Annotated in this window: 23 protein-coding genes and 1 tRNA gene; 13 read left to right on the forward strand and 11 right to left on the reverse strand. The window is 65.3% G+C overall.

What is annotated here, in order from left to right; genetic code table 11:
- On the reverse strand, nucleotides 1–628 hold a 628-nt coding region (locus tag ACTS1Z_RS11650), incomplete at its 3' end, for an ankyrin repeat domain-containing protein (RefSeq protein ID WP_442624636.1).
- A 61-nt stretch (nucleotides 629–689) separates the two neighbouring features.
- Here ACTS1Z_RS11650 and ACTS1Z_RS11655 point away from each other — a divergent pair.
- From ACTS1Z_RS11655 to ACTS1Z_RS11665, 3 genes are read left to right on the forward strand one after another with little or no spacing between them, the layout of a single operon-like run.
- The gene (locus ACTS1Z_RS11655) at nucleotides 690–1,295 is read left to right on the forward strand and encodes an SCO family protein (protein WP_442624637.1); all 606 of its coding nucleotides are present in this window, start codon (nucleotides 690–692) and stop codon (nucleotides 1,293–1,295) included.
- Between the two features lie 48 nt (nucleotides 1,296–1,343).
- Nucleotides 1,344–1,739: a YcgN family cysteine cluster protein gene (locus ACTS1Z_RS11660; RefSeq protein WP_442624659.1), complete on the forward strand. Its 396-nt coding sequence runs from the start codon at nucleotides 1,344–1,346 to the stop codon at nucleotides 1,737–1,739.
- Complete coding sequence (locus ACTS1Z_RS11665; protein WP_442624638.1) at nucleotides 1,720–2,436, forward strand: M48 family metallopeptidase; 717 nt, start codon at nucleotides 1,720–1,722, stop codon at nucleotides 2,434–2,436. Before ACTS1Z_RS11660 ends, ACTS1Z_RS11665 begins: the two co-directional genes overlap by 20 nt.
- Here the strand turns inward: ACTS1Z_RS11665 and ACTS1Z_RS11670 are convergent.
- The 5 genes from ACTS1Z_RS11670 to ACTS1Z_RS11690 form a co-directional block, all read right to left on the reverse strand.
- The gene (locus tag ACTS1Z_RS11670; protein ID WP_442624639.1) at nucleotides 2,412–4,526 is read right to left on the reverse strand and encodes a transglycosylase domain-containing protein; all 2,115 of its coding nucleotides are present in this window, start codon (nucleotides 4,524–4,526) and stop codon (nucleotides 2,412–2,414) included. The genes ACTS1Z_RS11665 and ACTS1Z_RS11670 overlap by 25 nt on opposite strands.
- Nucleotides 4,527–4,638: 112 nt before the next feature.
- Nucleotides 4,639–5,040 carry a peptide-methionine (R)-S-oxide reductase MsrB gene (gene msrB, locus ACTS1Z_RS11675; protein ID WP_442624640.1) on the reverse strand — a complete coding sequence of 134 codons (402 nt, stop codon included), beginning with the start codon at nucleotides 5,038–5,040 and terminating at the stop codon, nucleotides 4,639–4,641.
- 31 nt (nucleotides 5,041–5,071) lie between these two features.
- Entirely contained in the window at nucleotides 5,072–6,169 is a 1,098-nt protein-coding gene (locus ACTS1Z_RS11680; protein ID WP_442624641.1) for an NAD(P)/FAD-dependent oxidoreductase, read from the reverse strand.
- Nucleotides 6,148–6,840, reverse strand: a complete 693-nt coding sequence (locus tag ACTS1Z_RS11685; RefSeq protein ID WP_442624643.1) for a methyltransferase domain-containing protein — start codon at nucleotides 6,838–6,840, stop codon at nucleotides 6,148–6,150. The genes ACTS1Z_RS11680 and ACTS1Z_RS11685 overlap by 22 nt, the downstream gene beginning before the upstream one ends.
- Nucleotides 6,840–7,910, reverse strand: a complete 1,071-nt coding sequence (locus ACTS1Z_RS11690; RefSeq protein ID WP_442624644.1) for a type III polyketide synthase — start codon at nucleotides 7,908–7,910, stop codon at nucleotides 6,840–6,842. The genes ACTS1Z_RS11685 and ACTS1Z_RS11690 overlap by 1 nt, the downstream gene beginning before the upstream one ends.
- Nucleotides 7,911–8,010: 100 nt before the next feature.
- Between ACTS1Z_RS11690 and ACTS1Z_RS11695 the strand changes: the two genes are divergently transcribed.
- The 4 genes from ACTS1Z_RS11695 to ACTS1Z_RS11710 all read left to right on the forward strand — a co-directional run bounded on the left by ACTS1Z_RS11695 (nucleotide 8,011) and on the right by ACTS1Z_RS11710 (nucleotide 12,909).
- The gene (locus ACTS1Z_RS11695; RefSeq protein WP_442624645.1) at nucleotides 8,011–8,541 is read left to right on the forward strand and encodes a DUF4402 domain-containing protein; all 531 of its coding nucleotides are present in this window, start codon (nucleotides 8,011–8,013) and stop codon (nucleotides 8,539–8,541) included.
- A gap of 140 nt (nucleotides 8,542–8,681) precedes the next feature.
- Nucleotides 8,682–9,176 carry a DUF4402 domain-containing protein gene (locus ACTS1Z_RS11700; RefSeq protein ID WP_442624646.1) on the forward strand — a complete coding sequence of 165 codons (495 nt, stop codon included), beginning with the start codon at nucleotides 8,682–8,684 and terminating at the stop codon, nucleotides 9,174–9,176.
- Nucleotides 9,177–9,372: 196 nt separating this feature from the next.
- The gene (locus ACTS1Z_RS11705) at nucleotides 9,373–10,209 is read left to right on the forward strand and encodes a fimbrial biogenesis chaperone (protein WP_442624647.1); all 837 of its coding nucleotides are present in this window, start codon (nucleotides 9,373–9,375) and stop codon (nucleotides 10,207–10,209) included.
- A gap of 24 nt (nucleotides 10,210–10,233) precedes the next feature.
- The gene (locus ACTS1Z_RS11710) at nucleotides 10,234–12,909 is read left to right on the forward strand and encodes a SpaA isopeptide-forming pilin-related protein (protein ID WP_442624648.1); all 2,676 of its coding nucleotides are present in this window, start codon (nucleotides 10,234–10,236) and stop codon (nucleotides 12,907–12,909) included.
- A gap of 214 nt (nucleotides 12,910–13,123) precedes the next feature.
- On the opposite strand, the gene ACTS1Z_RS11715 is transcribed toward ACTS1Z_RS11710, so the two are convergent.
- The 3 genes from ACTS1Z_RS11715 to ACTS1Z_RS11725 form a co-directional block, all read right to left on the reverse strand.
- Nucleotides 13,124–13,210: transfer RNA gene (locus ACTS1Z_RS11715), tRNA-Leu, on the reverse strand.
- A gap of 435 nt (nucleotides 13,211–13,645) precedes the next feature.
- On the reverse strand, nucleotides 13,646–14,728 hold the full coding sequence (locus tag ACTS1Z_RS11720; RefSeq protein WP_442624649.1) for a 6-phosphofructokinase: 1,083 nt from the start codon (nucleotides 14,726–14,728) through the stop codon (nucleotides 13,646–13,648).
- 117 nt (nucleotides 14,729–14,845) lie between these two features.
- The gene (locus tag ACTS1Z_RS11725) at nucleotides 14,846–15,574 is read right to left on the reverse strand and encodes an MJ0042-type zinc finger domain-containing protein (protein WP_442624650.1); all 729 of its coding nucleotides are present in this window, start codon (nucleotides 15,572–15,574) and stop codon (nucleotides 14,846–14,848) included.
- Nucleotides 15,575–15,702: 128 nt separating this feature from the next.
- Between ACTS1Z_RS11725 and ftsE the strand changes: the two genes are divergently transcribed.
- Genes ftsE through ACTS1Z_RS11745 form a run of 4 tightly spaced genes read left to right on the forward strand, consistent with a single transcriptional unit; the run spans nucleotide 15,703 to nucleotide 18,569 of the window.
- The gene (gene ftsE / locus ACTS1Z_RS11730) at nucleotides 15,703–16,437 is read left to right on the forward strand and encodes a cell division ATP-binding protein FtsE (protein WP_442624651.1); all 735 of its coding nucleotides are present in this window, start codon (nucleotides 15,703–15,705) and stop codon (nucleotides 16,435–16,437) included.
- Nucleotides 16,434–17,327 (forward strand): cell division protein FtsX, encoded by an 894-nt coding sequence (locus ACTS1Z_RS11735; RefSeq protein ID WP_442624652.1) that lies wholly within the window; start codon nucleotides 16,434–16,436, stop codon nucleotides 17,325–17,327. Before ftsE ends, ACTS1Z_RS11735 begins: the two co-directional genes overlap by 4 nt.
- Before the next feature lie 10 nt (nucleotides 17,328–17,337).
- Nucleotides 17,338–17,868 (forward strand): YdcF family protein, encoded by a 531-nt coding sequence (locus tag ACTS1Z_RS11740; protein WP_442624653.1) that lies wholly within the window; start codon nucleotides 17,338–17,340, stop codon nucleotides 17,866–17,868.
- Between the two features lie 5 nt (nucleotides 17,869–17,873).
- A complete protein-coding gene (locus tag ACTS1Z_RS11745; RefSeq protein WP_442624654.1) occupies nucleotides 17,874–18,569 on the forward strand; it encodes a lysophospholipid acyltransferase family protein in 696 nt (231 codons plus the stop codon).
- On the opposite strand, the gene hisC is transcribed toward ACTS1Z_RS11745, so the two are convergent.
- The gene (gene hisC / locus ACTS1Z_RS11750; RefSeq protein ID WP_442624655.1) at nucleotides 18,549–19,649 is read right to left on the reverse strand and encodes a histidinol-phosphate transaminase; all 1,101 of its coding nucleotides are present in this window, start codon (nucleotides 19,647–19,649) and stop codon (nucleotides 18,549–18,551) included. The two genes, ACTS1Z_RS11745 and hisC, sit on opposite strands and share 21 nt — an antisense overlap.
- Nucleotides 19,650–19,879: 230 nt before the next feature.
- Here hisC and metX point away from each other — a divergent pair, with 230 nt between their 5' ends.
- Both metX and metW read left to right on the forward strand, forming a co-directional pair.
- A complete protein-coding gene (metX, locus tag ACTS1Z_RS11755; protein WP_442624656.1) occupies nucleotides 19,880–21,004 on the forward strand; it encodes a homoserine O-acetyltransferase MetX in 1,125 nt (374 codons plus the stop codon).
- 146 nt (nucleotides 21,005–21,150) lie between these two features.
- Nucleotides 21,151–21,741, forward strand: coding sequence for a methionine biosynthesis protein MetW (gene metW / locus ACTS1Z_RS11760; protein WP_442624657.1), 591 nt, complete (start codon nucleotides 21,151–21,153; stop codon nucleotides 21,739–21,741).
- Here metW and pheT read toward each other — a convergent pair.
- The coding region (gene pheT, locus ACTS1Z_RS11765) for a phenylalanine--tRNA ligase subunit beta (RefSeq protein ID WP_442624658.1) at nucleotides 21,738–23,613 on the reverse strand (1,876 nt) is incomplete at its 5' end. The genes metW and pheT overlap by 4 nt on opposite strands.

Raw genomic sequence — 23,613 nt, forward strand, 5'->3', positions numbered from 1 at the left:
TGGGGCTCGGCCCGAAAACCGCGGTATCTTCCGGCTGTTCTTCCGCCGAATTCAGAATTTCGAGAATGTCTGCCGCACGCGCGTCCCGGGCCGCATAGTCGCGCGCCGACAGGCCGACGACGCTGTCCGCGATATCGGGATTGGCGCCGGCATCGACGAGTTGGCGGACGATCGCGCCGTTGCGCTGATGAACGGCCAGGATGAGCGGCGTTTCCCCGCGATTGTTGCGCGCGTTCAGGTCGGCATTCACGATCCGGAGCCAGTTCACAGCATCGGGAAAGCCGATCTGCGCGGCGATATGGAGCGGCGTATTGCCCTCCCGGTCGCGGATATTGGGGTTGGCATTACGCTGCAGTAGATAGAGAACCCATTGCGGATCGCGTTCGCGGGTCACGATATGGAGCGCCGCCTCGCCCGTCGAACGATCGCGCACATTGATCACCGTCGAACTCGGCGCTTCGACGAGATCGCGCACGGTCGCGAAATCGCGGTCGCGTACGCCGCGCAGGAAGTTGTACGTGTCGGAGAATTGCGCCGATGCGGGGATCGGCATGAGAATGGCGCCGAGCGCGGCAGCGAGCACCGCGATCGCTTTTCGAGACGGACGGGATGCATTGATCCGGTACATGGAATTCCTACCTTCTAAATACTTGTCACCCGCCCTTTAGCAAAGCATGACTGGCCCCGCCATGAACGAACGCAAATCCGCAAAGACCGGTCTTTCGACGCTGCTGGCGGCGTGTCTGCTTGCCGCCTGCTCAGCCAATCCGGACGGTTCGGCCCCGCCGCCGCTCGAAGGCGCGGCAATCGGCGGCGCGTTCGAGCTTGTCGACGAAAATGGCGAAACGGTGCGCGATACCGATTTCGCCGGGCAGAACCGCGTCGTCTATTTCGGCTATGCCTTCTGCCCGGATGTGTGCCCGGTCGACATGCAGAAACTCGGCCAGGCGATGCGCGTGCTCGAAGAGCGGGATCCGGAGCTTGCGGAAACCATCACCCCGATCTTCATCAGCGTCGATCCAGCGCGCGATACGCCGGACGTTCTGCAGCAATTCACGGACAGTTTTCATCCGCGTATGGTCGGCCTGTCGGGATCGCGCGAAGCCATCGATGCCGCGGTGGAACGCTATGGCGTCTATTATCAACTCGGCGAGGATGACGGGTCCGGCAATTATCTCGTGGATCATAGCAATAATGCGATTCTCTTCGGGCCCGAAGGCGAACCGCTCGTGATCCTGCCAATCCAGGACAGCCCCGAGGCGATCGCCGATTCCATGGCCGCCTGGGCGCGATAGGCCGGTCCGTTGGCGCAGAAGTTCTGGGAAACGAAAACGCTCGATCAGATGACGCGCAGCGAATGGGAAGCGCTGTGCGACGGGTGCGGCAAATGCTGTCTCCACAAACTGGAGGATGAGGAGACCGGTGCGCTGCAGCCGACCAATGTCGCCTGCAAATTGCTCGATCTCGAAACCGCGCGTTGCACGGACTATCGGCACCGGCAGATCCACGTGCCCGATTGCCTGCGGCTCACGGCGCGCAAGATGGACGATTTTCCCTGGCTGCCCGGCACCTGCGCCTATCGCCGGCTCGCGCGCGGCGAACCACTGCCCGACTGGCACTATCTGGTGTGCGGCGACCGCGAGGCCGTACACGAAGCGGGCGAATCTATCCGCGGCTGGACGGTGTCGGAAAAGGACGCCGGCGATCTCGACCATCACTGTGTCGACCGCGCCCTCTGAGCCGCTGTTCGAGGGTGGCGGGCACCGGCGCGCGCTGACCATCAAACGCTATCCGCGCGCGCGCTCCTTCCGGCTCCACGTCGATCCGCGCGACGGCCGCGTGCTGCTCAGCATGCCGCAGCGCGGTAGTACGGCGAAAGCGCGCAAATGGGCCGAGAGCCAGCGTGTCTGGATAGAGGAACGGCTGGCGCAGCTGCCACGCCCGCAGCCAATCGTCGCGGACGCGTCATCGCCCTATCGCGGCCGCGATATCCGCGTGGACTGGTCCGAACACTATCGGCGCAAACCCGCGCTCGATGCGGATCGATTGCAGCTTGGCGGCCCGGAAGAGGCGATTGCGCGGCGCGTACTGGTCTGGCTGAAGGAAGAAGCCCGCCGCACCCTGACCGAAGAGACAGAATATTATGCACGACATGCGGGTGTTGATGTCGCGCGCGTCAGTATCGGCGATCCGCGCAGCCGCTGGGGCAGCTGCGCCTCGACCGGCAATATCCGCTACAGCTGGCGGCTCGTCATGGCGCCGCCGGACGTGCTGTCGGCCGCGGTCGCGCATGAGGTCGCGCACCGCGTCCATATGGATCACAGTCGGCAGTTTCATGCGCTGGTCGCGGATATCTTCGGCCGCGATCCGGCGCCCGAACGGGCCTGGCTGCGCGATAACGGCGCGGCGCTCTACTGGGTCGGCTGTTCGTCCTGAGACCGGACCGCGACGGGCGGTTCGCGCTCGTCGCGCGGCGGCTCATCCTCCTGTTCGCGTTCCGCGCGCCGCTCGCCCTCGCTTCGGCGGAGCACCTCGTCGAGCCATTCCTCGTCCATGTCGCGGGTTCCGACGCCGTCCTCATAGCGCCGGTCCTCGCCATAGATTCCCGGACCGGTAATCGGCATGCCGTTCTCGTCGACGAATATCTCGTCGCCATAAGGATCGCCGAAATAGGCGTCGTCCTCGCCCTCGAGCTGCCATTCGGGGAGCGTTACGTCGGTATCGAATTCCTCGACCGGCCGGTTGGATACCGCATAGCGCATGAAATCGGCAAAGGCGCGGGCCGGAGCCCGCCCGCCCTGCAGGCCGGCCACGCGGCGGGCATCGTCGCGCCCCATCCAGACGGCCGTGGTGAGACCCGATGAAAAACCGACGAACCAGCCGTCGCGGTTGGAACTCGTCGTGCCCGTCTTGCCGGCGACCGGCCGGCCGATCTGCGCGGCCCGGCCGGTGCCGGTCGCAACCGCGGTCTGCAGAAGGTCGGTCATCTCGGCCGCGACATAAGGGGCGACGAGCACCCGCGACTGATCGATCTCGGCGCGGTAGAGCTCGATCTCCTCGCGCGTGTCGGTGTCTTCCATCGTGACCCGCACGATCCCGTAGGGCTCGACCGCGGTGCCGCCGGCATGCACAGAAGCGAAGGCGCGCGCCATGTCGATCACCCGCACGTCGGACGTGCCGAGTACCATCGAGGGATGGGTATTGATCGGCGTCGTTATCCCGAAACGCTGTGCCATATTGGCCACCGTATGCAGCCCGACTTCGGCGCCCAGTTGCGCCGCGACCGTATTGACCGAATAGGCAAACGCCGAACGTACATCCATTTCGCCCGCGAACCGCCCGGAGCTGTTGCGCGGCTGCCAGCCATTCCAGTTTACCGGCTCGTCGACGACACGGTCGCTCGGCGTATAGCCATTTTCGAGCGCGGCGAGATAGACGAACAGCTTCCATGCCGAACCCGGCTGGCGCACGGCGGTGACCGCGCGGTTATAGTTCGATGTGACATAGTCCGTGCCGCCGACCATTGCGCGCACGGCACCGTCGCGATCCAGCGAGACGAGCGCGGCCTGCGCGCCTTCAGGCGTATGCGCGCGCACGGAGTTCACCGCCTGGGCCTGCATATCGAGATCAAGCGTCGTCCACACATCGATCGGCGCACGCGTCTCGTCGATCAGCAGGTCGAGCTGGTTCAGCACCCAGTCCGTGAAATAGCGGACCGAGTTGCGGCGCGGTTGCGGGGCAAGGGCGACATCGTTGGGCGCGGCTGCGGCCGCCTCGCTCGCGCTGATCTGGCCGGTCTCGACCATCAGGTCGAGCACGACGCCGGCCCGGCCGATCGCCGCCTGCGCATCGGCGGTCGGCGAATAGCGCGAGGGCGCTTTCACCAGCCCGGCGATCACCGCGGCCTCGGATAGATCGAGATCGCGCGCCGTATGGCCGAAAAAGCGGCGCGAGGCGGCATCGATGCCATAGGCGCCGCCGCCGAAATAGACGCGATTCAGATAGAGTTCGAGAATCTGGTCCTTGGTGAATGTCCGTTCCATCGCCAGCGCGAGGATGATCTCGCGGACCTTGCGGCCGAAGGTGCGGCTGTTGGTGAGGAACAGGTTACGGGCGAGCTGCTGGGTGATCGTCGATCCACCCTGGACCCAGCTGCCGCGCTCGATCCGCACGCGGACGGAGCGCGCGATGCCGATCGGGTCGACGCCGAAATGGCTCTCGAAGCGGCGGTCTTCCACGGAAATCATCGCATCGCGCATGATCTCCGGAATTTCGTCATGCCGGAGCCACTGCCCATAGCTCGGCCCCATAGCGAAGATGACCGTCCCGTCGGCGGCATGGACGCGGACCGTCTGCCCATTGGGCGAGGATTGCAGCGTTTCGAAATCGGGCAGTGAGGACATGGCGATGCCGACTGCGACCGCAAGCGCAACGATGCCCAGAAAAGCGGCGTAAAGGCCGAACTTGATCAGCCCGATAGTGATGCGCCAGACCGGCCCGCGCGTCTTTGCTCGAGATGCCGCCATTTCGATTGTCAGCCCTATGCGCGTAACCAGCCTGTCACAAGCGCCTAGTGCGACTGAATGTGGGCTGAATCAGTTGTTCTCTGGTTGGGAAGGGTTGTCGCGCTTACCGGCGTCAATCCGCATCTTTCGGCATGAACTCCAGCGCCAGGCTGTTCATGCAATAGCGCAGGCCAGTCGGCGGCGGTCCGTCCGGGAAGACATGACCGAGATGGCCGTCGCAACGCGCACATCGGGATTCGGTGCGCACCATGCCATGGCTCGTGTCGCGATGATCGGTGACGACGTCCGCGCTCACCGGCTGTGTGAAGCTCGGCCAGCCCGATCCGCTGTCATATTTGGTCTTGCTGTCGAATAGTTTCAGCCCGCAGCCCGCGCAGAGATAATCGCCGGTTTCGTGATTGTCGTAGAGATCGCCGGCAAAGGCCGGCTCGGTGCCAGCTTCGCGCAGCACATGATAGCGTTCGGGGGTCAGGCGGTCGCGCCATTCGACGTCGCTGAGTTCGAGCTTATCCATTGCCCGGATATGGGCAGGCCGCCCGCGCGTATCAAGCGCGAATGCGGGTCGCCGCGCTGAGCATCCCGACAAGACCCGGCACAGCGCCGAGCCGTAGCGCTTGGCGTGCGAGGCGCGGGCGATCGGCCAGCGTCTTGAGCGCCGAGGCGAAAGCGATCGGCCGTTTCGCGGCGCGCGCGAAATCCTGCTGGAATGCGATTGCGCCCCCCGGGCCGTTTTCGAGATAAGCCTGCGCCGCCGCACGCCCGCTCGCGAGCGCAATGCCGATGCCTTCGCCGGCGAGCGAGGGAATCACCGCGGCCTGATCGCCGATGCGGAAAAGCCCCGCTTGCCCGTCGCGCATCCGCCAGCCATAGGGCACCCGGCTCACCGCATCGGCGGCATCGGGCAGTTTCTCGCCATTGAGCCGCTCCGCCAGCACCGGCGATTCGGCGGCGAGCAGGGTGAGAAGCTGCATCGGATCGCCGTCCGCATCGCGCAGCCGCGACCGGCGCGTGGCGAGGCAGAGATTGGCCGTCCCGTCTTCCTGCAGCAGGAGTCCGGCGTAGCCGCCCCGGAACAGGTGCATCTCGATTGCGCTTTCAATCGAACGATATAGCTGCGGCGACGGCATGATTCGGTAGCGCAGACCCATCCAGGGATCGCTGTCCGTTTGCGAGACCGGGCGCTTCAAACCGCGCAGCTCATATTTGCCGGTCGCCAGAAACAGCGCGTCTGCAGCCATCTCCGCGCCATCGGCGAGCCGGATGGTGCCGCTGGCGTCCGCGCGGCTCAGCGCCACGCCGCGCCTAATATCCGCACCCGCCGCCTCTGCCGCGTCGAGCAGCGCGCTGTCGAGCCGATACCGGGACAGGCCGATGCCGGGGCGCGGCAAGGCCGCGACAATCGAACCCTCGCCCGCATATAGCCCAACGCGATCGATGGCATGGCCGCCAAGCCCGTCCATATCGATGCCGATCTGTTTGAGCGTATCCAGTGTCTGCCAGCTCAGAAACCCACCGCACAGCAGGTCGGGCGTCTCGGCATGACGCTCGATCAGGATCGGCTCGGCGCCGTCGCGCGCCAGCGTCAGCGCGGCGGTCAGTCCCGCCGGGCCGCCGCCCGCGATCAGCGCAGCCGTTCGACGCATAGCCTGAACGGAAAACGGCGTACGACGCGGGCTGCGCCGGCCGCTATTCCGGCCTCTTCGAGTATGGGCGCCCATTCGTCCGGGCGATAGCTACGCGCGATGGAGAGCTGGCCGTCGGCACGGACGATCGGGTGCCAGCCCATCAGGCGCGCGAGCAGCGGATAGCCGAAATGGGAGAGCGGATGGCGATGCAGATCGTTGACCAGCCAGCCGATCCGCGCATGCGTTTCCATGTAGCGCAAAAAGGCGATGAGCTCGTCATGCGTCATATGATGGGCGACGAGGTTGGAAATGACAAAATCGGCGGGCGGGCAATCGGCATAGTCGCCCGTACGATAGCTGATCTCCATATCCGCAGGCGTCAGCGCTTCGGCGGCCGCCTTGCTGTTCGGGTTCAGATCGACGCCGGTGAGCGTGGCCGGATAGCCCCTCTTTGCCGCCCATCGCGCGATCGCGCGCAGCATCCCGCCACCGCCATAGCCGACATCGAGTAAGGTGAAGCGGTCGCGGCCCTCCATGGCGCGTTCCAGAAACGCCAGGGTTGGCCGGGCCGACAGCGTCCAGTAATTCGCCTTCTCAAGGTCGCGCAGCACCGCGGCGTAGATGTCCGGCGCGAGGCCGGGCGCGTCCATCTGCTCCTCGGCAATCGCGCGCTGTGCGAGATCGGCCATCATGCGCTGCTGTAGCGGAAGCCCTCGGCCGCAAGGCCCGGGCCGAAGGCGATTGCTATGCCGTTATCGACCGGTGGCCCCTGCATGACGCGCTGGAGCGCGAACATCAGCGTGGCCGAGGACATATTGCCCTTTTCGCGCAAGATTGCGCGGGAATGTGCGAGCGCATCGGGCGCTATCCCCAACCCCTTCTCGACCGCATCGAGGATGGAGCGTCCGCCGCCATGCACGGCCCAGCTGTCTATAGCATCGAGCCCCGCGCCGTTGCAGATCGAGCGCCGCAGATCGGACTGGGCGAGCGCATCGCCGAGCCGCCCTGGCACTTCGCCGGACAGATGCATGGCGAAACCGGTATCGCCGACATGCCATTGGATCAGCGCTTCGGAGTCGGGCAGCGTTGCAGCAAATTGTCCGTCGATCGCCAATCCGTGCGGCTCGGTGCTGACAATGGCGGCCGCCGCGCCATCGCCGAACAGTAGCATGGCCAAAAGCGGTTCCAAGGCGTCGTCGGGTTGCAGGTGCAGCGTCGAGAGTTCGGTCGCGATCACCAGCACCCGGGCATCGGGCTCCGACCGGACGATATGATAGGCGGTGCGCAACGCCGTCACCGCGCCATAGCAGCCCATAAAACCGACCAACGTGCGTTCCACAGATCCCGAAAGCCCTAGCGCCCGGGCGACGAGCTGATCGAGGCCGGGCGCGGTAAAACCGGTGCAACTGGCGACGACGAGATGCGAGATGGATTCCGGATCGAGCGTATCCGGCAGATTTCCGACCGCTTCCAGGGCGAGCGCGGGTGCGGCTTTCGCATAATGCTGCATTCGCGCCGATGTCGGCGGCATGCCATCGGCATAAAAACCTTCCGGGCTGACCGGCGAGCCGCCATTTTCGCCGCGCGGCAAAACCGACCAGCGATGCTCGATCCCCGATCGCTCGGCCATGCGGGAAAACAGCGCCCGTTCGCGCGGGTCCGACAATTGCTCGCCTGCCCAGCCGATAAAGGCCTGGTGAATATCGTGATCCGGCGTTGCCGCGCCGATCGCGTTGATATGGGGCGTGAGTCTGGGCACAGGGACACTCTTTGGTAACCGACGCGGCGGCGATGGGGAAGCGCCAACGCCGCCGCCTATCGTTAACGATATGTTGATTGGTTGCGCGCGAAAAAAGGGCATGGTCCGCCATATTCTTCTCGCGCCGCTGCTATTGGCCGGCATGTCGGCTTTTGCGCTGCCGTCGGAAGCCGCCGCGCAAGGCGCTTGCCGGCTGTGCGACGATTCGGATCCGATCATGGCTCGCGGCCGGCCGTCGCAGCCGCTCCAGATCGATATCGACACCGGCATCGATTTCGATCGTATGGCGCTCATCGATTATCAGGGCGGCCAGGCCGAGATCGATCCGATCACCGGTCAAAGGCGGCTAACGCGCCTGCTCGATCTCGGCGGCATGGCGATGCGCGGCACCGTAACGATCCGCGGCGAGCCGGGCCGGACCGTGCGCGTGGACCTGCCCGACGAAGTGATTCTGCGCGCACCGGGCGGCCGCCGCGTCGAACTGCGCGACGTGCATAGCGATCTGCCGGCACAGCCGCGTATCGGCAGCGACGGCTATCTGCGCTTTTCCTTCGGCGGCCGGATCGATGTCGATGGCACCGATGTCGGCCGTTTCCGCGGCCGGATGCGGATCAGCGCCGAATATGAGTGATGGCGCGCGGCAGATATTAAAGCCGCTTTAACCACAATCCTTCGCATTTTCTGAAACATGGCGCGCCAAAAGGGCGGCTGAATGGCGCGGGGGACACGTTCCGTTCAAGACAATTCGGAAAGTGGAAAAGGGACTATCCAATGAAAAAGCTTATCACCGTTTTCGCGGCGGGCGCCGCGATGGCTTCGTTCGGCTCGGCTGCAAACGCCGCGACCGCGACGGCCGATGCGACCGCTGAAATCCTGCAGCAGGTCCAGATCAGCAAGACTGCCGACCTGAACTTCGGCACGATCGTTCCGGACGACACGGTCGCCGGCACGGTTTCGGTCGCCGCCAATGCCGCGGGCACGCGCAATTGCGGCGGCCTGACCTGTGCGGGCGGTGCGCTCGTTTCGTCGGCTGCGTTCGACGTCACGGGCGCCAACGGCCTGAGTGTCGATGTCGCTCTGAGCGGCCTGACGCAGCTGACCAGCGGCACGAACAGCATGCCGATTTCGCTGAGCGCTTCGTCGACGACGCTGGCGATGACGGGCTCGGCGGTCGCGCTCTATGTGGGCGGCGATCTGTCGGTTGCGGCGAACCAGCCGGCCGGCACCTATGACGGCACCTTCACCGTCACCGCCGACTATCAGTAAAATATTCGAAGCCCGCGCCAGGCGGGCCTGATCTGAACCTCGCCCGGCAGCGTGCATGCGCTGCCGGGCTTTTCTTTGCGAAACCGCCAATTCTTGACGGAAAAGTAACCAGTTTTTGCAAGGTTTCGCGAGGATTTCCGGAGGTCTTGCCGCATCGATGATGGGCGCCCCGGTCTGTGTTCAGACGGAGAGAGCTATGATCCTCGAAAACTTGTCGTCCCGCGTCCGTATCGGCGCCGCCGCCTTGGCGCTCGCCACCGCTACGATAGCCACGCCGGCGCCGGTTCACGCCAACGACCTGCTCGTAGCGCCGACCCGGGTCGTGCTCAACGGTTCGCGCGGCACCGAGGTGATCCTCAACAATATCGGCACTGAAGAGGCGACTTATCGGATTTCGCTCGAGCTGCGGCGCATGACGCCCGATGGCGGGCTTGAAGAGGTTGAAATACCGAACGAAATCGAGGAGGCGGCGCTTGGCATGATCCGCTATGCGCCGCGCCGCGTCGTATTGCCGCCGAACCAGCCCCAGGCGATCCGCATCGGCGTGCGCGCGCCCGAAGGCCTCGCCGATGGCGAATATCGCGTGCATATGCTGTTCCGCGCCATTCCGCGCCCGCGCCCGGCCGCAGCCGAGGGCGAAGCGGGCGGCGAAGGATTCCAGATCCGCCTGATCCCGGTGTACGGCGTCACTATTCCCATCATCGTGCGCCACGGCAACCTCACCGCGACGGCGGCGATCGCCAATCCCCGGATCGTCGAGGAAGACGGCGTACGCGCCATCGCCTTCGATATGAGCCGGCAGGGCGAACGGTCGGTCTATGGCGAGGTGACCGTGACGCGGCCCGGCGTCGACGTGCCCATCGCCCGGGCGCGCGGCGTTGCGGTGTACCCGGAAATTACCGGCCGCACCGTGATTCTGCCGGTTTCCGAGGAATTCCAGGGCGCGCTCGCCGGCCCGGTGCGCATCCAGTATCGCGAACCCGATAGCAGCGGCGGCGGGCTGATCGCCGAAACCGAAGCGGTGCTGCGGTAACGCGGTACCGGGGAGCGAGGCGCGATGCTTCGCTGGAAACATAGCGCGACACTCTTTCTGACGGGTCTCGCCGCTCTGTTCGGAGCGGCGGGCGCCTCGGCGCAGACCGAGTGGGAGGCGCATCCCGACGATTCGCTTCTTTTTGACGTCAGACTGGGGGAATATCGGCTCGGCGACGGCGTGCGCGGCTATCAGACGCCCGGCAGTGTGTGTCTGGATCTCGCCGATACGATTGCGGCACTCGATCTCCCCATCGCGATAGACGAAGACGCCAATCGCGCCGAAGGCTGGGCATTTAACGAAGAAAATCAGATTGTTATCGATCGCGAACGGCAACGGGTCCGCTTCGGCGAAAACTCTGAGCGCCTGCCATCGGGCATCGTCTTCGACACGCCCGAAGGGTGGTGCGTGGCGACCCAGGCGCTTGCGGCCTGGTTTGGCGTCACAATGGAGGCGGATCTGCGCAATGCGGTGCTGCTGCTGAGTTCCGAGCAGCCCTTGCCCGTGGAACGCGCGCTGCAAAGGCGTGCCCGCGCCGCGTCTCTGCGGCCGCGCCTCGATTTCGATCTTGCCGATCTGCCGCAAGCCAATACACCCTATCGGATGTGGCGGACGCCCTCCGTCGACGTCGTCGTCGCGCTGGGCGGATTGCGGGACCGTCAACGCGGAGATAGCGGTTTCGAGCGCCGCTACGAGATTTACGCTGCCGGCGAGATATTGACCGCGTCTTTCGATGCGCGGCTTGCCTCGGACGATCGCGGCGTTCCGCGATCCCTGCGCATGCGCGCATTTCGCAGTTCCAACGAGCCGAATCTCTTGGGTCCGCTCGGTGCCACGCATTTCGCGATCGGCGATGTGTCGAGCCAGACGTCGCCGATCGCCGCGCAACCGACGCCGGGCCGGGGTTTCGTCGTCACGAACCGCCCCTTGGACCAGCCCGACAGCTTCGATCGGCGCACTTTCCGCGGCGAATTGCCCGAAGGCTGGGAGGCCGAGCTCTACAGAAACGGCCAATTGCTCGCCTTTTCGCTCGATCGCGGCGATGGGCGGTACGAATTCGTCGATGTCGAGCTGCGCTACGGCATCAACCGGTTCGAAATCGTGCTGTATGGCCCGCAGGGGCAGATCCGGCGCGATACCGAGGTCATCAATGTCGGCGCGGCGAGCATTCCGCCGCGCCAGACCTGGTATTGGGCGGGCGCGAGCCAGGACGATCGCGACCTGATCAACCTCGATAACGACAATTTACGGCGCGGCGGTGACTGGCGGGCGGGTTTCGGCATCGAACGCGGGCTCGATCCGCGCACATCGCTGGCGTTCCAGCTCAACAATCTCGTCATCGCGGACGAGAGGGTGACGGTCGTCGAAGGATCGGTTCGCCGGGCGATTGGCCCGGCCTTGGTCGAAATCACGGCGGCATGGGCGGATAACGGGGGTTATGCCGCCCGCGCGCAATTATTGGGGCGGTTCGGCCGCGCCTATGTCAGCGCGGAATCGGTGCTCGCCCGCGATTTCCAGACCGAACGCTACAGCCTCGATACGACGGGGCGGCATACGCTTGCCGTCGATCACAGCCTCAATATCGGCCGGCTCGTCATGCCGGTGCGCGTCCAGGCGACCTATCAGACGCGCAGCAACGGGGCCGACCAGATCGACGTTGCGGCCCGGATTTCCGCCAATATGCGCCGTTTCGCGCTGACCGGCGAGATCGGATACCGGCGTCAAGGCGTCGGCAATGATTTTGCCGACCCGATCGGTCCGCCGGCCGATACCAACGCCGCAATCCTCGCCAATGGCCGGATCGGGCGCGTGCGGCTGCGCGGCGAAGCGCGGTGGCGGCTCTCGCCCAACAGCCGGTTCGAGAGCGCATCGTTCACCGCGGACTGGGCGAGCGGCGAAAACAGCGCCTGGCGCGCCGAACTTGGCTATCAGGCGACGCTCGATCGCGCCCGGGCGAGCATCGGCTATGTGCGGCGGTTCGACAGGCTCGCACTGACGGCTTCGGCGGAAGCCGCGACCGACGGTTCGGTCGCCGCTGGCCTCAATCTCGCCTTCAGCATCGGCCCGAACCCGCGCGGCGGCATCCATATGACGGCCGACAAGCTCGCAAGCAGCGGCCAGACCGTGGCGCGGGTGTTCCGCGATCTCAATAATGACGGCGTGCGCCAGCCCAACGAGCCTTACGAGGAAGGCGTGCAAATCACCACCGGCCGTGCACCGGCCAACGAACCGACGGATGCGAACGGTACGGCCGTCGTTACCGGACTCACGCCCTATCGCCCGATTCTCGTGGGTATCGACACCTCCTCGCTCGCCGATCCGTTCGTACAGCCGCGCGGGCCGGGCGTTGTCGTCACACCGCGGCCGGGCGTTGCGGCGATGGTCGAGCTGCCGCTGGTGAGCGCCGGCGAAATCGACGGTGTGCTTGTGCGCGCGGGCGGAGGGGCGCTGGAGGGCGTGGATCTCGAGCTGGTCGATATCGAAGGCCGCGTCGTGAAGACGATCCGCACCGATTTCGACGGATTCTTCGTGTTCGAGGGCGTGCCCTATGGCGAATATTCGATCCGGATGGCCGAACTGTCGGCCCAGGCCGTCGGCGCGTCCGCCAATCTCGGCCGCCGCGCCTTCGTGACCGATGAGAATGACAGTATCCGGCTCGGCACGATCGCCGTCGGTGGCGGGCGGGCAGCTTCGGAATAGGGCCCGGCCCAAGTCTTGTTTGTCAGAATTTCCCTATCGGGAAATCGCCGCACCAGCCCGCTCCCCCTCCCGGCCTCCCACGGGTGTACCCTGTTTGGGAGGCCGGGAGGGGGAGCGGGCTGATGCGGCGCCTGAGGCGAAGCCGAAGGTCTGACAAACAAAAAGTCGCGCCGCGCAACTTCCGGCTGCGCTAACTTACTGAAAAATTGGAAAATGGTGCGGTCGAGAAGACTCGAACTTCCACGGGCGTTAGCCCACAACGACCTCAACGTTGCGCGTCTACCAGTTCCGCCACGACCGCACATTTTCAAGACACCGGACTGCTGTCCGGCTTCTGGCAGGCGCGAGCCTCTAGCAAAGGGCGCGCGGGCGCGCAATGCCCGATCCGCGTCCGATCAGGCCGGACACGCGAATAATCGCGCGGCGTGCCGAATTAACGCTCTTTTCGAGCCGGTTTAACCATTTCTTTACCTATTCAGCGCCGGTTGGCCGCCTTAGCCCGGCCCTATGGCCTTGCTCTCCGCACTTTTTCTGCTCGCAGCCGCCCCTGAAGCCGGGGCTGTAGCGCAAGCACGCGCAACGGCGCGCATCGTCGCGGCCGAAGAGATCGATTTTTCGCGTTTCGAGGCTCCGCCGTCCTCCGCTATCACACGCCTTTTCCGGATAGAGCGACACGACGTCGATGCGGATCGGCGCGAGGCGTTACGGCTGATCGAGTTTCACTGAGGCACAGGCCTCAATAAAGAAACATCGGCATGCCTTCGATGCGGGGAAATTTCGGCCGATACGTCTCGCGGTCGTAGAGATTGTCGACATCCACCGATTTCTGCTGGTCGAGCAGCCTTGCGATCGGGACGTGACAGTAGTTGCCGTCGGTCAGCGCCACCATGCGCCCCGCCCGTTTGTCGCGTAGCAATTGGACGGCAAGACCGCCGAACGCGAAGCCGACCATGCGGTCCATTGCGTCGGGTTCGCCCGAACGCATCAGATAGGCGAGCTCCTGCACCACCGTACCGATCCCGGTCTCGGCTTCGACGATCCGCGCCAGTCGCTGGCCGACGCCGCCGTCCGTGCGGTGCGAGGCCGATTTGGCGAGATCGGCATTGGCGCCCTCCCCGGCGATATGTGCACCTTCGGATATGACGCACATGGCATAGTTTTCGCCGCTTTGCTGCCGGTCTTCGACGAGCAGCGGCAGCAGAATATCGGGATCTGCCGGGACTTCGGCGATGACCGTCCGCGCGACCTGCGCCAGGAAGCCCGACAACAGCGCCGTTTCGCCCGAGCGCCGGCCGAATAGTTCGATAATGCCGATCCGCTCATGGCTGCGCGTGGTGGTGCGCAACGCGTTGATCGCCGCCACGGACCGGGTGATCGCCGTCGAAAATCCGATGCAGTAATCGGTGCCGTGAACATCGTTGTCCATCGTCTTGGGGACCGAAATGACGTCGACGCCCTGTTCCGAGAGATGCGCGGAAAAGCGGAGCGTACCGTCGCCGCCGAGCGTGATCATCGCGTCGATGCCGAGCCTGTCGAGCACGTGCAGCACATGATCAGTGCGATCGCCTTCGCTCTGCGTGCGCGGATCGGTGCGCGACGTATGGAGGATTGTCCCGCCGACGCGGTCGATGCCGCGCACCCGGTCGCGATCGAGATTCCAGGTCTGCGCCGCGACGCTCGCCGGATCGTCAGGATCGATCAACAGGCATCCGCTCCAGCCCCGGCGGAAGCCGGTGACCTGCCAGCCTTCTTCGAGCGCACCGAGCGTGATCGCCCGGATGCACGCATTAAGACCCGGCACGTCGCCCCCACCCGTCAAGATGCCGATATGGATAGTCGCCTCCCTGATCTGCGCAGCGGCGACAGCATAGGATGGTTCTAGCGCGAGGGAAGAGGGTTCCGATGCTGCATCGGAGCGGACGGAAGGTCCGAGGAACTACGCCCCTTCGAACGGCACGAATTTGAGGTTCAACTCCTCCGCGTTGCGCGGGATATCGATCTCGGCGGAATTGAATTCGACCATTTCGCGCGGCGGGAGCGTGCGCTGCGGCGCCTGGATCGTCCAGTCATAGACCACCGCGCCCTGCGCATTGCGCAGTTCCGCGCGGATGTCTGGCACGCGCTGCTCCTCGTCGGTCATGTTCACGATCCGGCCGGAGATCGAGAGCAGCTCGTGGCCGCTTGCCAGCGTCCGCCGCTCGGGGCTGCGGACGAGCTGGACGTCCAGCGCCCCGTCGGTCGCGTCGCCGCCCATGCCGGCGATGAAGCTCGGCGGCCCGAACCAGGCAACCGCGCCGATGCCGCCCGCGAGCACGACGAAGATGGCGACGGCGATTGCGGTCCACATCTTGGCCGGGTTACGGCGCGGCTTGAACGGCGGCTCGTGCGCGAACGGATCGCTGTCGCCGGATTCTCGCCGCGGCTTTTCGGTTGGCGCGGCCTCGGTCGCGGAGTCCGCCGCAGGCGCCTCGGAAAATTCGCGCTGCACAGGCGCCGGAGGCGGCGGCATTTCAGTCGTCTCGGGAGCCGGTTCTGGCGCGGTATCCGGCCCTTCGGCGAACCAGCTATGCCGGCAATTGGCGCACCGCACCTGGCGGCCGTCGACGCCGATTGCCGTGTCGGGCACCAGGTAGCGGGTCGAACAGGCGGGGCAAACGAGGATCATGCAACGGGAACGCCAACTGGTTACGGTTATGCCGCTGATTTACGCGCGCAAAGCCCCGGCTGGCAAGGTCGCCGGCGATGTGCGTTGTGTGCTTTACGCCGGATAGGGGCCTGTGCCATTGCTCGCCGATGGCCACGACGATCGCCCAGTTCGAAAATGTCGGGCTGCGCTACGGAACGGGCGCAGAAACGCTGTCTGACGTCAGCTTTTCGCTCGATGGCGGCGGCTTCTATTTTCTCACCGGCCCTTCGGGTGCGGGTAAGACCTCGCTGCTCAAACTGCTCTATCTGGCACTCCGGCCGAGCCGCGGACTGATCCGGCTGTTCGACGAGGATGTCGTGACCCTGCCGCGCGACCGGCTGCCGGGTTTTCGCCGGCGGATCGGGGTCGTATTCCAGGATTTCCGGCTCGTCCCGCATCTGTCCGCCTTCGACAACATCGCTTTACCGCTGCGCGTTGCCGGGGTCGATGAGAGCGAGCTCGCAACGCCCGTGAACGAGATGCTCGCCTGGGTCGGCCTGTCCGACCGGGCCAGCGCGCGCCCGGCCACGCTATCGGGCGGCGAACAGCAGCGGGTTGCGATCGCACGCGCGGTGATCGGGCGACCGGAGATCCTGATTGCCGACGAGCCCACCGGCAATGTCGATCCCGAAATGGCGGCGCGGCTGCTCCATCTGTTCGACGCGCTCAACAAGCTCGGCACGACACTGGTGGTCGCCACGCATGACATCCATCTGCTCAGCCGCGTTTCTACCGCGCAGATGATGCGGCTAGAGGGCGGGCGCCTGTCCGATCCGACCGGCGCGCTCCGGCATCCGCCGCGCGAACCCCGCGCCGGACGATCCGGAAAGCCGGCCAAGTGATCCCTCCTTTCGCCGCGAGCCCCGCCGAACGCCGGCTGCTCACCGAAGGGCGCCTGTCGGGTCCGATGCCCTGGATTATCGCGATCATGATGTTTCTGACTGTGCTTGCCGCGGCCGGTGGCCTCGCGCTCAACCATGCGGCAAGCAATGTGACCGGTAGTATCGCGCAACGCATCACGGTGCAGATCGTTGAAGCCAATCCGGATCTGCGGGAAGCGCAGACGCGTGCCGCCATGGCGGCGCTCAGCGAGATGGACGGTGTGACCGAGGTGGTGCGGGTTTCGGACGAGGAGATCGATGCGCTTATCGAGCCTTGGATCGGAGCAGCCGGCGATGAGGAAGGGATCCCGGTCCCGACGATGATCGACGCGGCGTTGACCGAGGAAGCGCATGACGATCTCGCCCGGGTTGAGGCGACGGTGACCGATGTCGCGCCCGCCGCGCGTGTGGACGACCATGCCCAGTTTCTCGCGCCGCTTGCCGGATTGATCGGATCGCTGACCTGGCTCGCCTTCGCGCTGGTCGTGCTGACGGCGGGGGCCCTCGCGGCCGCTGTGATCCTCGCCGTGCGCGCGGCGCTGAACACGCATCGCAGCACGATCGAGGTGCTCCACTTGATGGGCGCCACCGATGTGCAGATCGCCCGGCTGTTCCAGCGGCGGATCGCGCTCGACGCGCTGTTCGGCGGCCTGATCGGATTTCTGGTGGCAGTGATCGTCCTGTTGCTGCTTGGCCAGCGGATCGGCGCGGTGGGATCGGAATTGCTCGGTTCGGCGACGCTCCCGTTGCTCGCCTGGGCGATACTGGCGCTGCTGCCCTTCGCGGGCGCCGCGGTTTCGACCCTGGTCGCGCGCTACACCGTGATTGGCGTTCTCAGAAAGCTGCTATAAGCCCCGAGCGATGGTGCGGCGTATTCTTTCCCTGATGGTGCTGTTATGGGCGCTTGGCTTTGCGGCCTTCGCGGTCGGCCTGCCCGGGCCGGCCGAAGAGCAGCGCACGGACGCGATCATCGTACTGACCGGCGGCGAATACCGGATCGAGCGCGGAATCGAGCTTCTCGAAGCCGGGCAGGCGGACCGGATGCTCATCTCCGGCGTCAACCGCACGGTGCGGCCGGTCGAACTGGCCGAAGAGATCGGCAAACCCGAAGCACTGTTCGATTGTTGCATCGATCTCGGCCAGGAAGCGGTCGACACCCGCAGTAACGGCGCGGAGGCGGCCGAGTGGATGCGGGAGAACGGTTTTTCGAGCGTGAGGCTGGTCACCACTGACTGGCACATGCCGCGGGCGCGCTTCGAATTTAAGCGCGAGCTGGACGATGACGTCACGCTGCTGCCCGATGCCGTACCGAGCGAACCGAGTTTCATGCAACTCTTTCTGGAATATAATAAATATCTGCTGCGCCGGCTGAGCGCGCTGATCGGGCTATAGGCGGCATGGCGGCAATCCGGACGATCATTTTCATGCTGATCTTCTATGGGTTGACGGTGCCCTGGGTCGTTGCGGCCCTTATCGGCGCGGCGCTCGGAAAGCGGCCCATGCACGGCGTGATCTATGCCTGGGTGCGCTTCCATCGCTGGTGCGCGCGCTGGATTTTGGGCATTACCGTGCGGATCGAGGGCGATATCCCGGCCGGCCAGTATCTGTTCGCGGCCAAGCATCAGGCGATGTTCGAAACGCTCGATTTCCTGAACCTGCTCGATACGCCGGCGCCTGTGTTGAAGAAGGAGCTGACGGACATCCCCGGCTGGGGGTGGCTGGCGATCCGCTATGGCGGGATTGCCGTCGATCGTTCGGGCGGCGCGAAAACCATGCGCGCGATGCTCAAGCGAACGCGCGCGATACTGGCGACGGGCCGGTCGATAGTCATCTTTCCGGAAGGCACACGCGTGTCGCCGGGCGAGCGGCCGCCGCTCCAGGCCGGATTTGCCGGGCTCTACAAGATATTCGACCTGCCGGTCGTGCCGATCGCGATCGACAGCGGCCATGTCTGGCCGCGCGACAGCTGGATCAAGCGGCCGGGCGTCGTCACCTATCGCTTCTTCGCGCCGATCCCCACCGGCCTTCCGCGCGAGGAGATCGAAACGCGCGTGCACCGCCTGATCAACGATCTAGAGATGGGCGGCGACTAGCTCCTCAAGCGCCGCCGCGACGCCGCGCGTTTCCTCATCTGTACCGATCGTGATGCGAAGCGCATGCGGCAGTTGCTGCCCCGGCAGCCAGCGGGTGATGAAGCCACGCGCCATCAGGCCCTCATAGGCCGTTTCCGCGCTCAATTTCCCTTCGAACAGGACGAGCAGGAAATTCGCTTCCGACGGAACGGCGCGCAGCCCGGCATTGCCGAGCCGTCCGATCCGGTCCGCCAGCCAGCCGCGCCACTCCCTGTTATGCGCGCGGCTTTTTTCGACGAAATCCTGGTCGCCCAGCGCGGCGATCGCGGCCGCCTGCCCGGCCGTCGTGACGTTGAAAGGGGCGCGGATCCGGTTCAGCGCATCGATGACGGCTGCGGGGCCATAGCCCCATCCGATCCGTTCCGCCGCGAGTCCGTAAATCTTTGAAAAAGTACGTGTTATCAGGATATTATGCGCATCCTCGGCAAGTTTCAGCGGCGCTCCGGCCTCGTCCGGATCGAGATATTCGGCATAGGCCTGGTCGATGACGAGCAGGCAATCCGGCGGCATGGCGTCATGAAGCCGGTGGATTTCGACCATCTGCGTATAGGTGCCGGTCGGGTTGTTCGGATTGGCGAGAAAGACGACGCGCGTCGCCGGCGTGATCGCCGCTACCAGCGCATCGATATCCGTCGCATAGTCGGCATCGGCGGCCTCGACCGGGGTCGCGCCGACGCGCTGCGCCGACAGCGGATAGACCGAGAAACCGTAGCGGACATAGAGGATCTCGTCGCCGACGCCGGCATAGGCGCCGGCGGCCAGGTGCAGAATCTCGTCCGAGCCCGTGCCGCAGATGATCCGCTCGGCTTCGATCCCGTTCAATTCGGCAATTGCCGCGCGCAGCGCCGTCGATGCCGGGTCGGGATAACGGGCAAGGCTGTCGCGCGCGTCTGCCAGCGCCTGTTCCGCATCCGCGCTCGTTCCCAGTGGATTTTCGTTGGACGACAGTTTGACGACCGGCCCGTCGGACGCCGTTTTCGAGCGCCCGGGCGTGTAGGGCGTCATCGCCGCGATCCAGGGTTTGGGGGTGGGGCCGGTCATGCGTGTGGAAATAGAGGGATTCTGGGCATCCTCAACCGAAAAGCTTTTGTCTGTCAGAATTTTCCTGACGGAAAATCGCGGCACCAGCCCTCTCCCCCTCCCGACCTCCCATTCATTGTATCCTGTGGGAGGTCGGGAGGGGGAGAGGGCTGGTGCCGCGCCTGAGGCGAAGCCGAAGGTCTGACAAAGGTTTGACAAGCCCGCCCCGCGCGCCCTAGCGCCGCTTCTCCATGGCGGATGATGCTTCTCTTTTCGGCGCCGCGCGCGCGGTCAGCCTGCCCGGGCCGCTGACGCTCGACGGCGGGGCGTCGCTCGCGCCCGTCGATTTCGCATACGAAACCTATGGCGCGCTCAACGAAGATCGCTCCAACGCCATCCTGATCTGCCATGCACTCACCGGAGACCAGCATGTCGCCTCGACTCACCCCGTGACCGGCAAGCCGGGCTGGTGGGCGCGCATGGTGGGCGAGGGTAAGCCGATCGATCCCGCCCGCCATTTCGTGATCTGCGTCAACGTACTCGGCAGCTGCATGGGTAGCGCCGGTCCGGCGAGCCTCGCCGAGGACGGCAAGCCCTATGCGATGCGCTTTCCGGTCATCACGATCCGCGACATGGTCCGCGCCCAGGCGATGCTGCTCGATCATCTCGGCATTGAAACGCTCCATGCCGTGATCGGCGGCTCGATGGGCGGGATGCAGGTGCTCGAATGGGCGGCCTGCTATCCCGCACGCGTCCGCTCGGCCGTCGCCATCGCGACCGCGCCCCGCCATTCGGCGCAGAATATCGCGTTTCACGAGGTCGGGCGGCAGGCGATCATGGCCGATCCGAACTGGCGCGGCGGCGATTATTATGCGGACGGCGAACAGCCGACGAAAGGCCTCGCCGTTGCCCGCATGGCCGCGCATATCACCTATCTCTCCGAAGAAGGCCTGACCGAGAAGTTCGGCCGGCGCCTGCAGGATCGCCAAGCTAAAACCTTCGGCTTCGACGCCGATTTCCAAGTCGAAAGCTATTTGCGGCACCAAGGGATCAGCTTCGTCGACCGCTTCGATGCGAACAGCTATCTCTATATCACGCGCGCGATGGACTATTTCGATCTGGCCGAAGAACATGGCGGGCTGCTCGCCAATGCCTTTGCCGGATCGCCGACCCGTTTCTGCGTGATCAGCTTCGACAGCGACTGGCTTTACCCGACGAGCGAGGCGAAAATGATCGTCCGCGCGCTCAATGCAAGCGGTGCCGAGGTCAGTTTCGTCGAGCTTTCTTCCCCCTTTGGCCATGACGCCTTCCTGCTCGACACACCAGGCATGAACGCGACGGTCGACGGATTCCTGCGAGCGGGGGAGGGGAAGTGAGGATTTTGTTTGTCAGAAACTTCCTTTCGGAAGTTCGCCGCACCGGCCCGCACCCCTTCCCGGCCTCCCACTTGAGTGTACCCTGTTGGGAGGCCGGGAGGGGGTGCGGGCCGGTGCCGCGCCTGAGCGAAGCGAAGGTCTGACAGATGAACCCGCTCCGCCCCGATCTCGCGATCATCGCAGATCATGTGCCCGAGGGCGCGCGCGTGCTCGATATCGGCTGCGGCGATGGTGGCCTCATGGCGGCAATCCGCGATACGAAAGGCGCGGATGCCCGCGGGCTCGAGCTCGATGCCGACAATGTCGCGCAGGCGATGGCGAAGGGCCTGTCCGTGGTGCAGGGCGATGCCGATACCGATCTCGCCGACTATCCGGACGACGCCTTCGACTATGCGATTCTCAGCCAGACCCTGCAAACGACGCGCGCGCCCGACGCGATCCTCGGCGAGCTGTTGCGCATCGCGCCGCGCGCCTTCGTCAGCTTCCCCAATTTCGCCTATTGGCGCGTCCGTGCCAGCCTGATGTTCGGCGGCCGGATGCCGGTCACCGGCGCGCTGCCCCTAAGCTGGTACGCGACGGAAAACATCCATCACGTCACCATCGACGATTTCCGCGCGCTGGTCGGCGAACAGGGGCTGGCGGTGGAACGCGCCTGGTATCTGAGCGGCAATACGCAGCGCGGCGCCGGTGCGGCGAACCTGCTGGCCGAACAGGCGGTGTTCTTGCTGGGGCGCTAACCCCTGAGTTCACCGCCCGCTTTTTCCGCCGCTTTCACCACCTTGTCCGAAATCGCTTTAAGATCCTCCTCGGTGAAGCTCTTCTCGGCGGGTTGCAGCGTCACTTCGATCGCGACCGATTTCTTGCCTTCGCCGACACCCTCGCCGGTGAACACATCGAAGATATGCGCATCGACAAGATTTTGCTTGTCCGCGCCCTTGACCGCCCGGAGCAGGTCGCCGGCGGGCGTGTCCGCATCGAGAAGGAAAGCGAAGTCGCGGGTGACGGCCTGCAGCGCGGGCGGGGTGAAGGCCTTGCGCATATGGCCGGAGCTGGTCCCCTTAGCCTTGGGCATCGGGATCGCGTCGAGATAGATTTCGCCGGCCATGACCGGCCCGTCGAGATCGAGCGCCTTCAGTGTATCCGGGTGTAGCTCGCCGAATTCCGCGAGCGTGTTTTTCGGGCCGAGGCACAGACGGCCCGAGCGGCCCGGGTGATAGAGCGTGCTCGCATCGCCAAAGAGTTGCACGTTGGCCGTGGGCGCACCGGCGGCCTCGAGCAGCGCGAGGATTTCGGCCTTGACGCCATAGGCGTCGAACGGCTCGCCGCCGCCCTGCCAGTGGCGTTCATCCTTGGCGCCCGCGAGGATCAGCCCGAGCGTCGGGCGCTCTTCTTCCTCAAGGTAACGCCGGCCGATCTCGAACAGCCTTATGCTGTCCGCGCCGCGATCCGCATTGCGCTTGGCGGCGGCGGCTAGGCCCGGGATCATCGAGGTGCGCATGACCTTCATATCCTCGCTGATCGGATTGGCGAGGATCCAGGGCGCGTCACCGGAGAGCGCGGCCTCGGCTTCCGGAATGAAGCTCCAGGTCACCGCCTCGTTCAGCCCGCGCGCGGCCGCTGCCCGCCGCACGGTGCGTTCGCGCTTCTGTTCGGGCGAGGCGGTCGGCGTCGCGACGCCCTCGGCGCGCGGCAGCGGGGTCGACGGAATGGCGTCATAGCTTTCGAGCCGCAGCACCTCCTCGACCAGATCGGGCGCACCATCGACATCGCGCCGCCATGTCGGGGCCGTGACCTCGAACGGGCCGTCGCCGGTGACGGTGAAACCGAGCGCTTCGAGCGACGCACGCTGTTTGTCGGCCGGGATGGCAAGGCCGCCGAGCGTCTCGGCAAGTTGCGGATCGTAGCTGACGGTCTTCGTTTCGAGCGGCGGCTGACCCGCGCGCACGACTTCGGATGGCGTGCCGCCGCACAGCGCCTGCACGAGCAGGGTGGCGACCGTCAGCCCGTCATCGAGAAAGGCCGGATCGACGCCGCGTTCGAAGCGGGCGCGCGCATCGGACATCAGGCCGAGCTTCTGCCCGGTGCGCGAGATGCGCGGCGGATCGAAATAGGCGCATTCGATCACAATATCGCTCGTGCCGTCCTGCACGCCCGAATGTTCGCCGCCCATGATGCCGCCGATATCGTGGACGCCATAATCGTCGGCGATCACCGTCATCGTGTCGTCGAGCGTGTACTCTTTGCCGTTGAGCGCGACGACTTTCTCGCCATTTTCCGCCCGGCGCGCGAAGATCGCATTGCCCAGCGTCGCGCGGTCATAAACGTGCAGCGGTCGGCCGAGATCGATCATCACGAAATTGGTGATGTCGACGAGCGCGGAAATCGGCTTCTGGCCGATGGCGCGCAGCCGCTTGGCCATCCAGTCCGGCGATGTGCCGTTGACGACGCCTGTAACGGTACGCCCGAAAAATGCCGGGCAGCCTTCGGGATCGTCGGTGCGGATCTCGATGGACGGCGTGCCTTCGCCCGCAACCGGTTTCACCTCTTCGCGCTGTCCGGTCGCATCGTTGACGCCGGAGCCCGCTTCGGCGCCAGCGGGTGCATCGGGT

The sequence above is a fragment of the Parasphingopyxis sp. genome (assembly GCF_052168295.1).
Taxonomy (GTDB): domain Bacteria; phylum Pseudomonadota; class Alphaproteobacteria; order Sphingomonadales; family Sphingomonadaceae; genus Parasphingopyxis.

What these genes read in the sequence shown, in the direction of transcription:
- ACTS1Z_RS11655 (WP_442624637.1), top strand. Translation starts at nt 690, where the DNA reads ATGAACGAACGCAAATCCGCAAAGACCGGTCTTTCGACGCTGCTGGCG.
- ACTS1Z_RS11660 (WP_442624659.1), top strand. Translation starts at nt 1,344, where the DNA reads ATGACGCGCAGCGAATGGGAAGCGCTGTGCGACGGGTGCGGCAAATGC.
- ACTS1Z_RS11670 (WP_442624639.1), bottom strand. Translation starts at nt 4,526, where the DNA reads ATGGCGGCATCTCGAGCAAAGACGCGCGGGCCGGTCTGGCGCATCACT.
- msrB (WP_442624640.1), bottom strand. Translation starts at nt 5,040, where the DNA reads ATGGATAAGCTCGAACTCAGCGACGTCGAATGGCGCGACCGCCTGACC.
- ACTS1Z_RS11680 (WP_442624641.1), bottom strand. Translation starts at nt 6,169, where the DNA reads ATGCGTCGAACGGCTGCGCTGATCGCGGGCGGCGGCCCGGCGGGACTG.
- ACTS1Z_RS11685 (WP_442624643.1), bottom strand. Translation starts at nt 6,840, where the DNA reads ATGGCCGATCTCGCACAGCGCGCGATTGCCGAGGAGCAGATGGACGCG.
- ACTS1Z_RS11695 (WP_442624645.1), top strand. Translation starts at nt 8,011, where the DNA reads ATGGTCCGCCATATTCTTCTCGCGCCGCTGCTATTGGCCGGCATGTCG.
- ACTS1Z_RS11700 (WP_442624646.1), top strand. Translation starts at nt 8,682, where the DNA reads ATGAAAAAGCTTATCACCGTTTTCGCGGCGGGCGCCGCGATGGCTTCG.
- ACTS1Z_RS11705 (WP_442624647.1), top strand. Translation starts at nt 9,373, where the DNA reads ATGATCCTCGAAAACTTGTCGTCCCGCGTCCGTATCGGCGCCGCCGCC.
- ACTS1Z_RS11710 (WP_442624648.1), top strand. Translation starts at nt 10,234, where the DNA reads ATGCTTCGCTGGAAACATAGCGCGACACTCTTTCTGACGGGTCTCGCC.
- ACTS1Z_RS11725 (WP_442624650.1), bottom strand. Translation starts at nt 15,574, where the DNA reads ATGATCCTCGTTTGCCCCGCCTGTTCGACCCGCTACCTGGTGCCCGAC.
- ftsE (WP_442624651.1), top strand. Translation starts at nt 15,703, where the DNA reads ATGGCCACGACGATCGCCCAGTTCGAAAATGTCGGGCTGCGCTACGGA.
- ACTS1Z_RS11740 (WP_442624653.1), top strand. Translation starts at nt 17,338, where the DNA reads ATGGTGCGGCGTATTCTTTCCCTGATGGTGCTGTTATGGGCGCTTGGC.
- ACTS1Z_RS11745 (WP_442624654.1), top strand. Translation starts at nt 17,874, where the DNA reads ATGGCGGCAATCCGGACGATCATTTTCATGCTGATCTTCTATGGGTTG.
- hisC (WP_442624655.1), bottom strand. Translation starts at nt 19,649, where the DNA reads ATGACCGGCCCCACCCCCAAACCCTGGATCGCGGCGATGACGCCCTAC.
- metX (WP_442624656.1), top strand. Translation starts at nt 19,880, where the DNA reads ATGGCGGATGATGCTTCTCTTTTCGGCGCCGCGCGCGCGGTCAGCCTG.
- metW (WP_442624657.1), top strand. Translation starts at nt 21,151, where the DNA reads ATGAACCCGCTCCGCCCCGATCTCGCGATCATCGCAGATCATGTGCCC.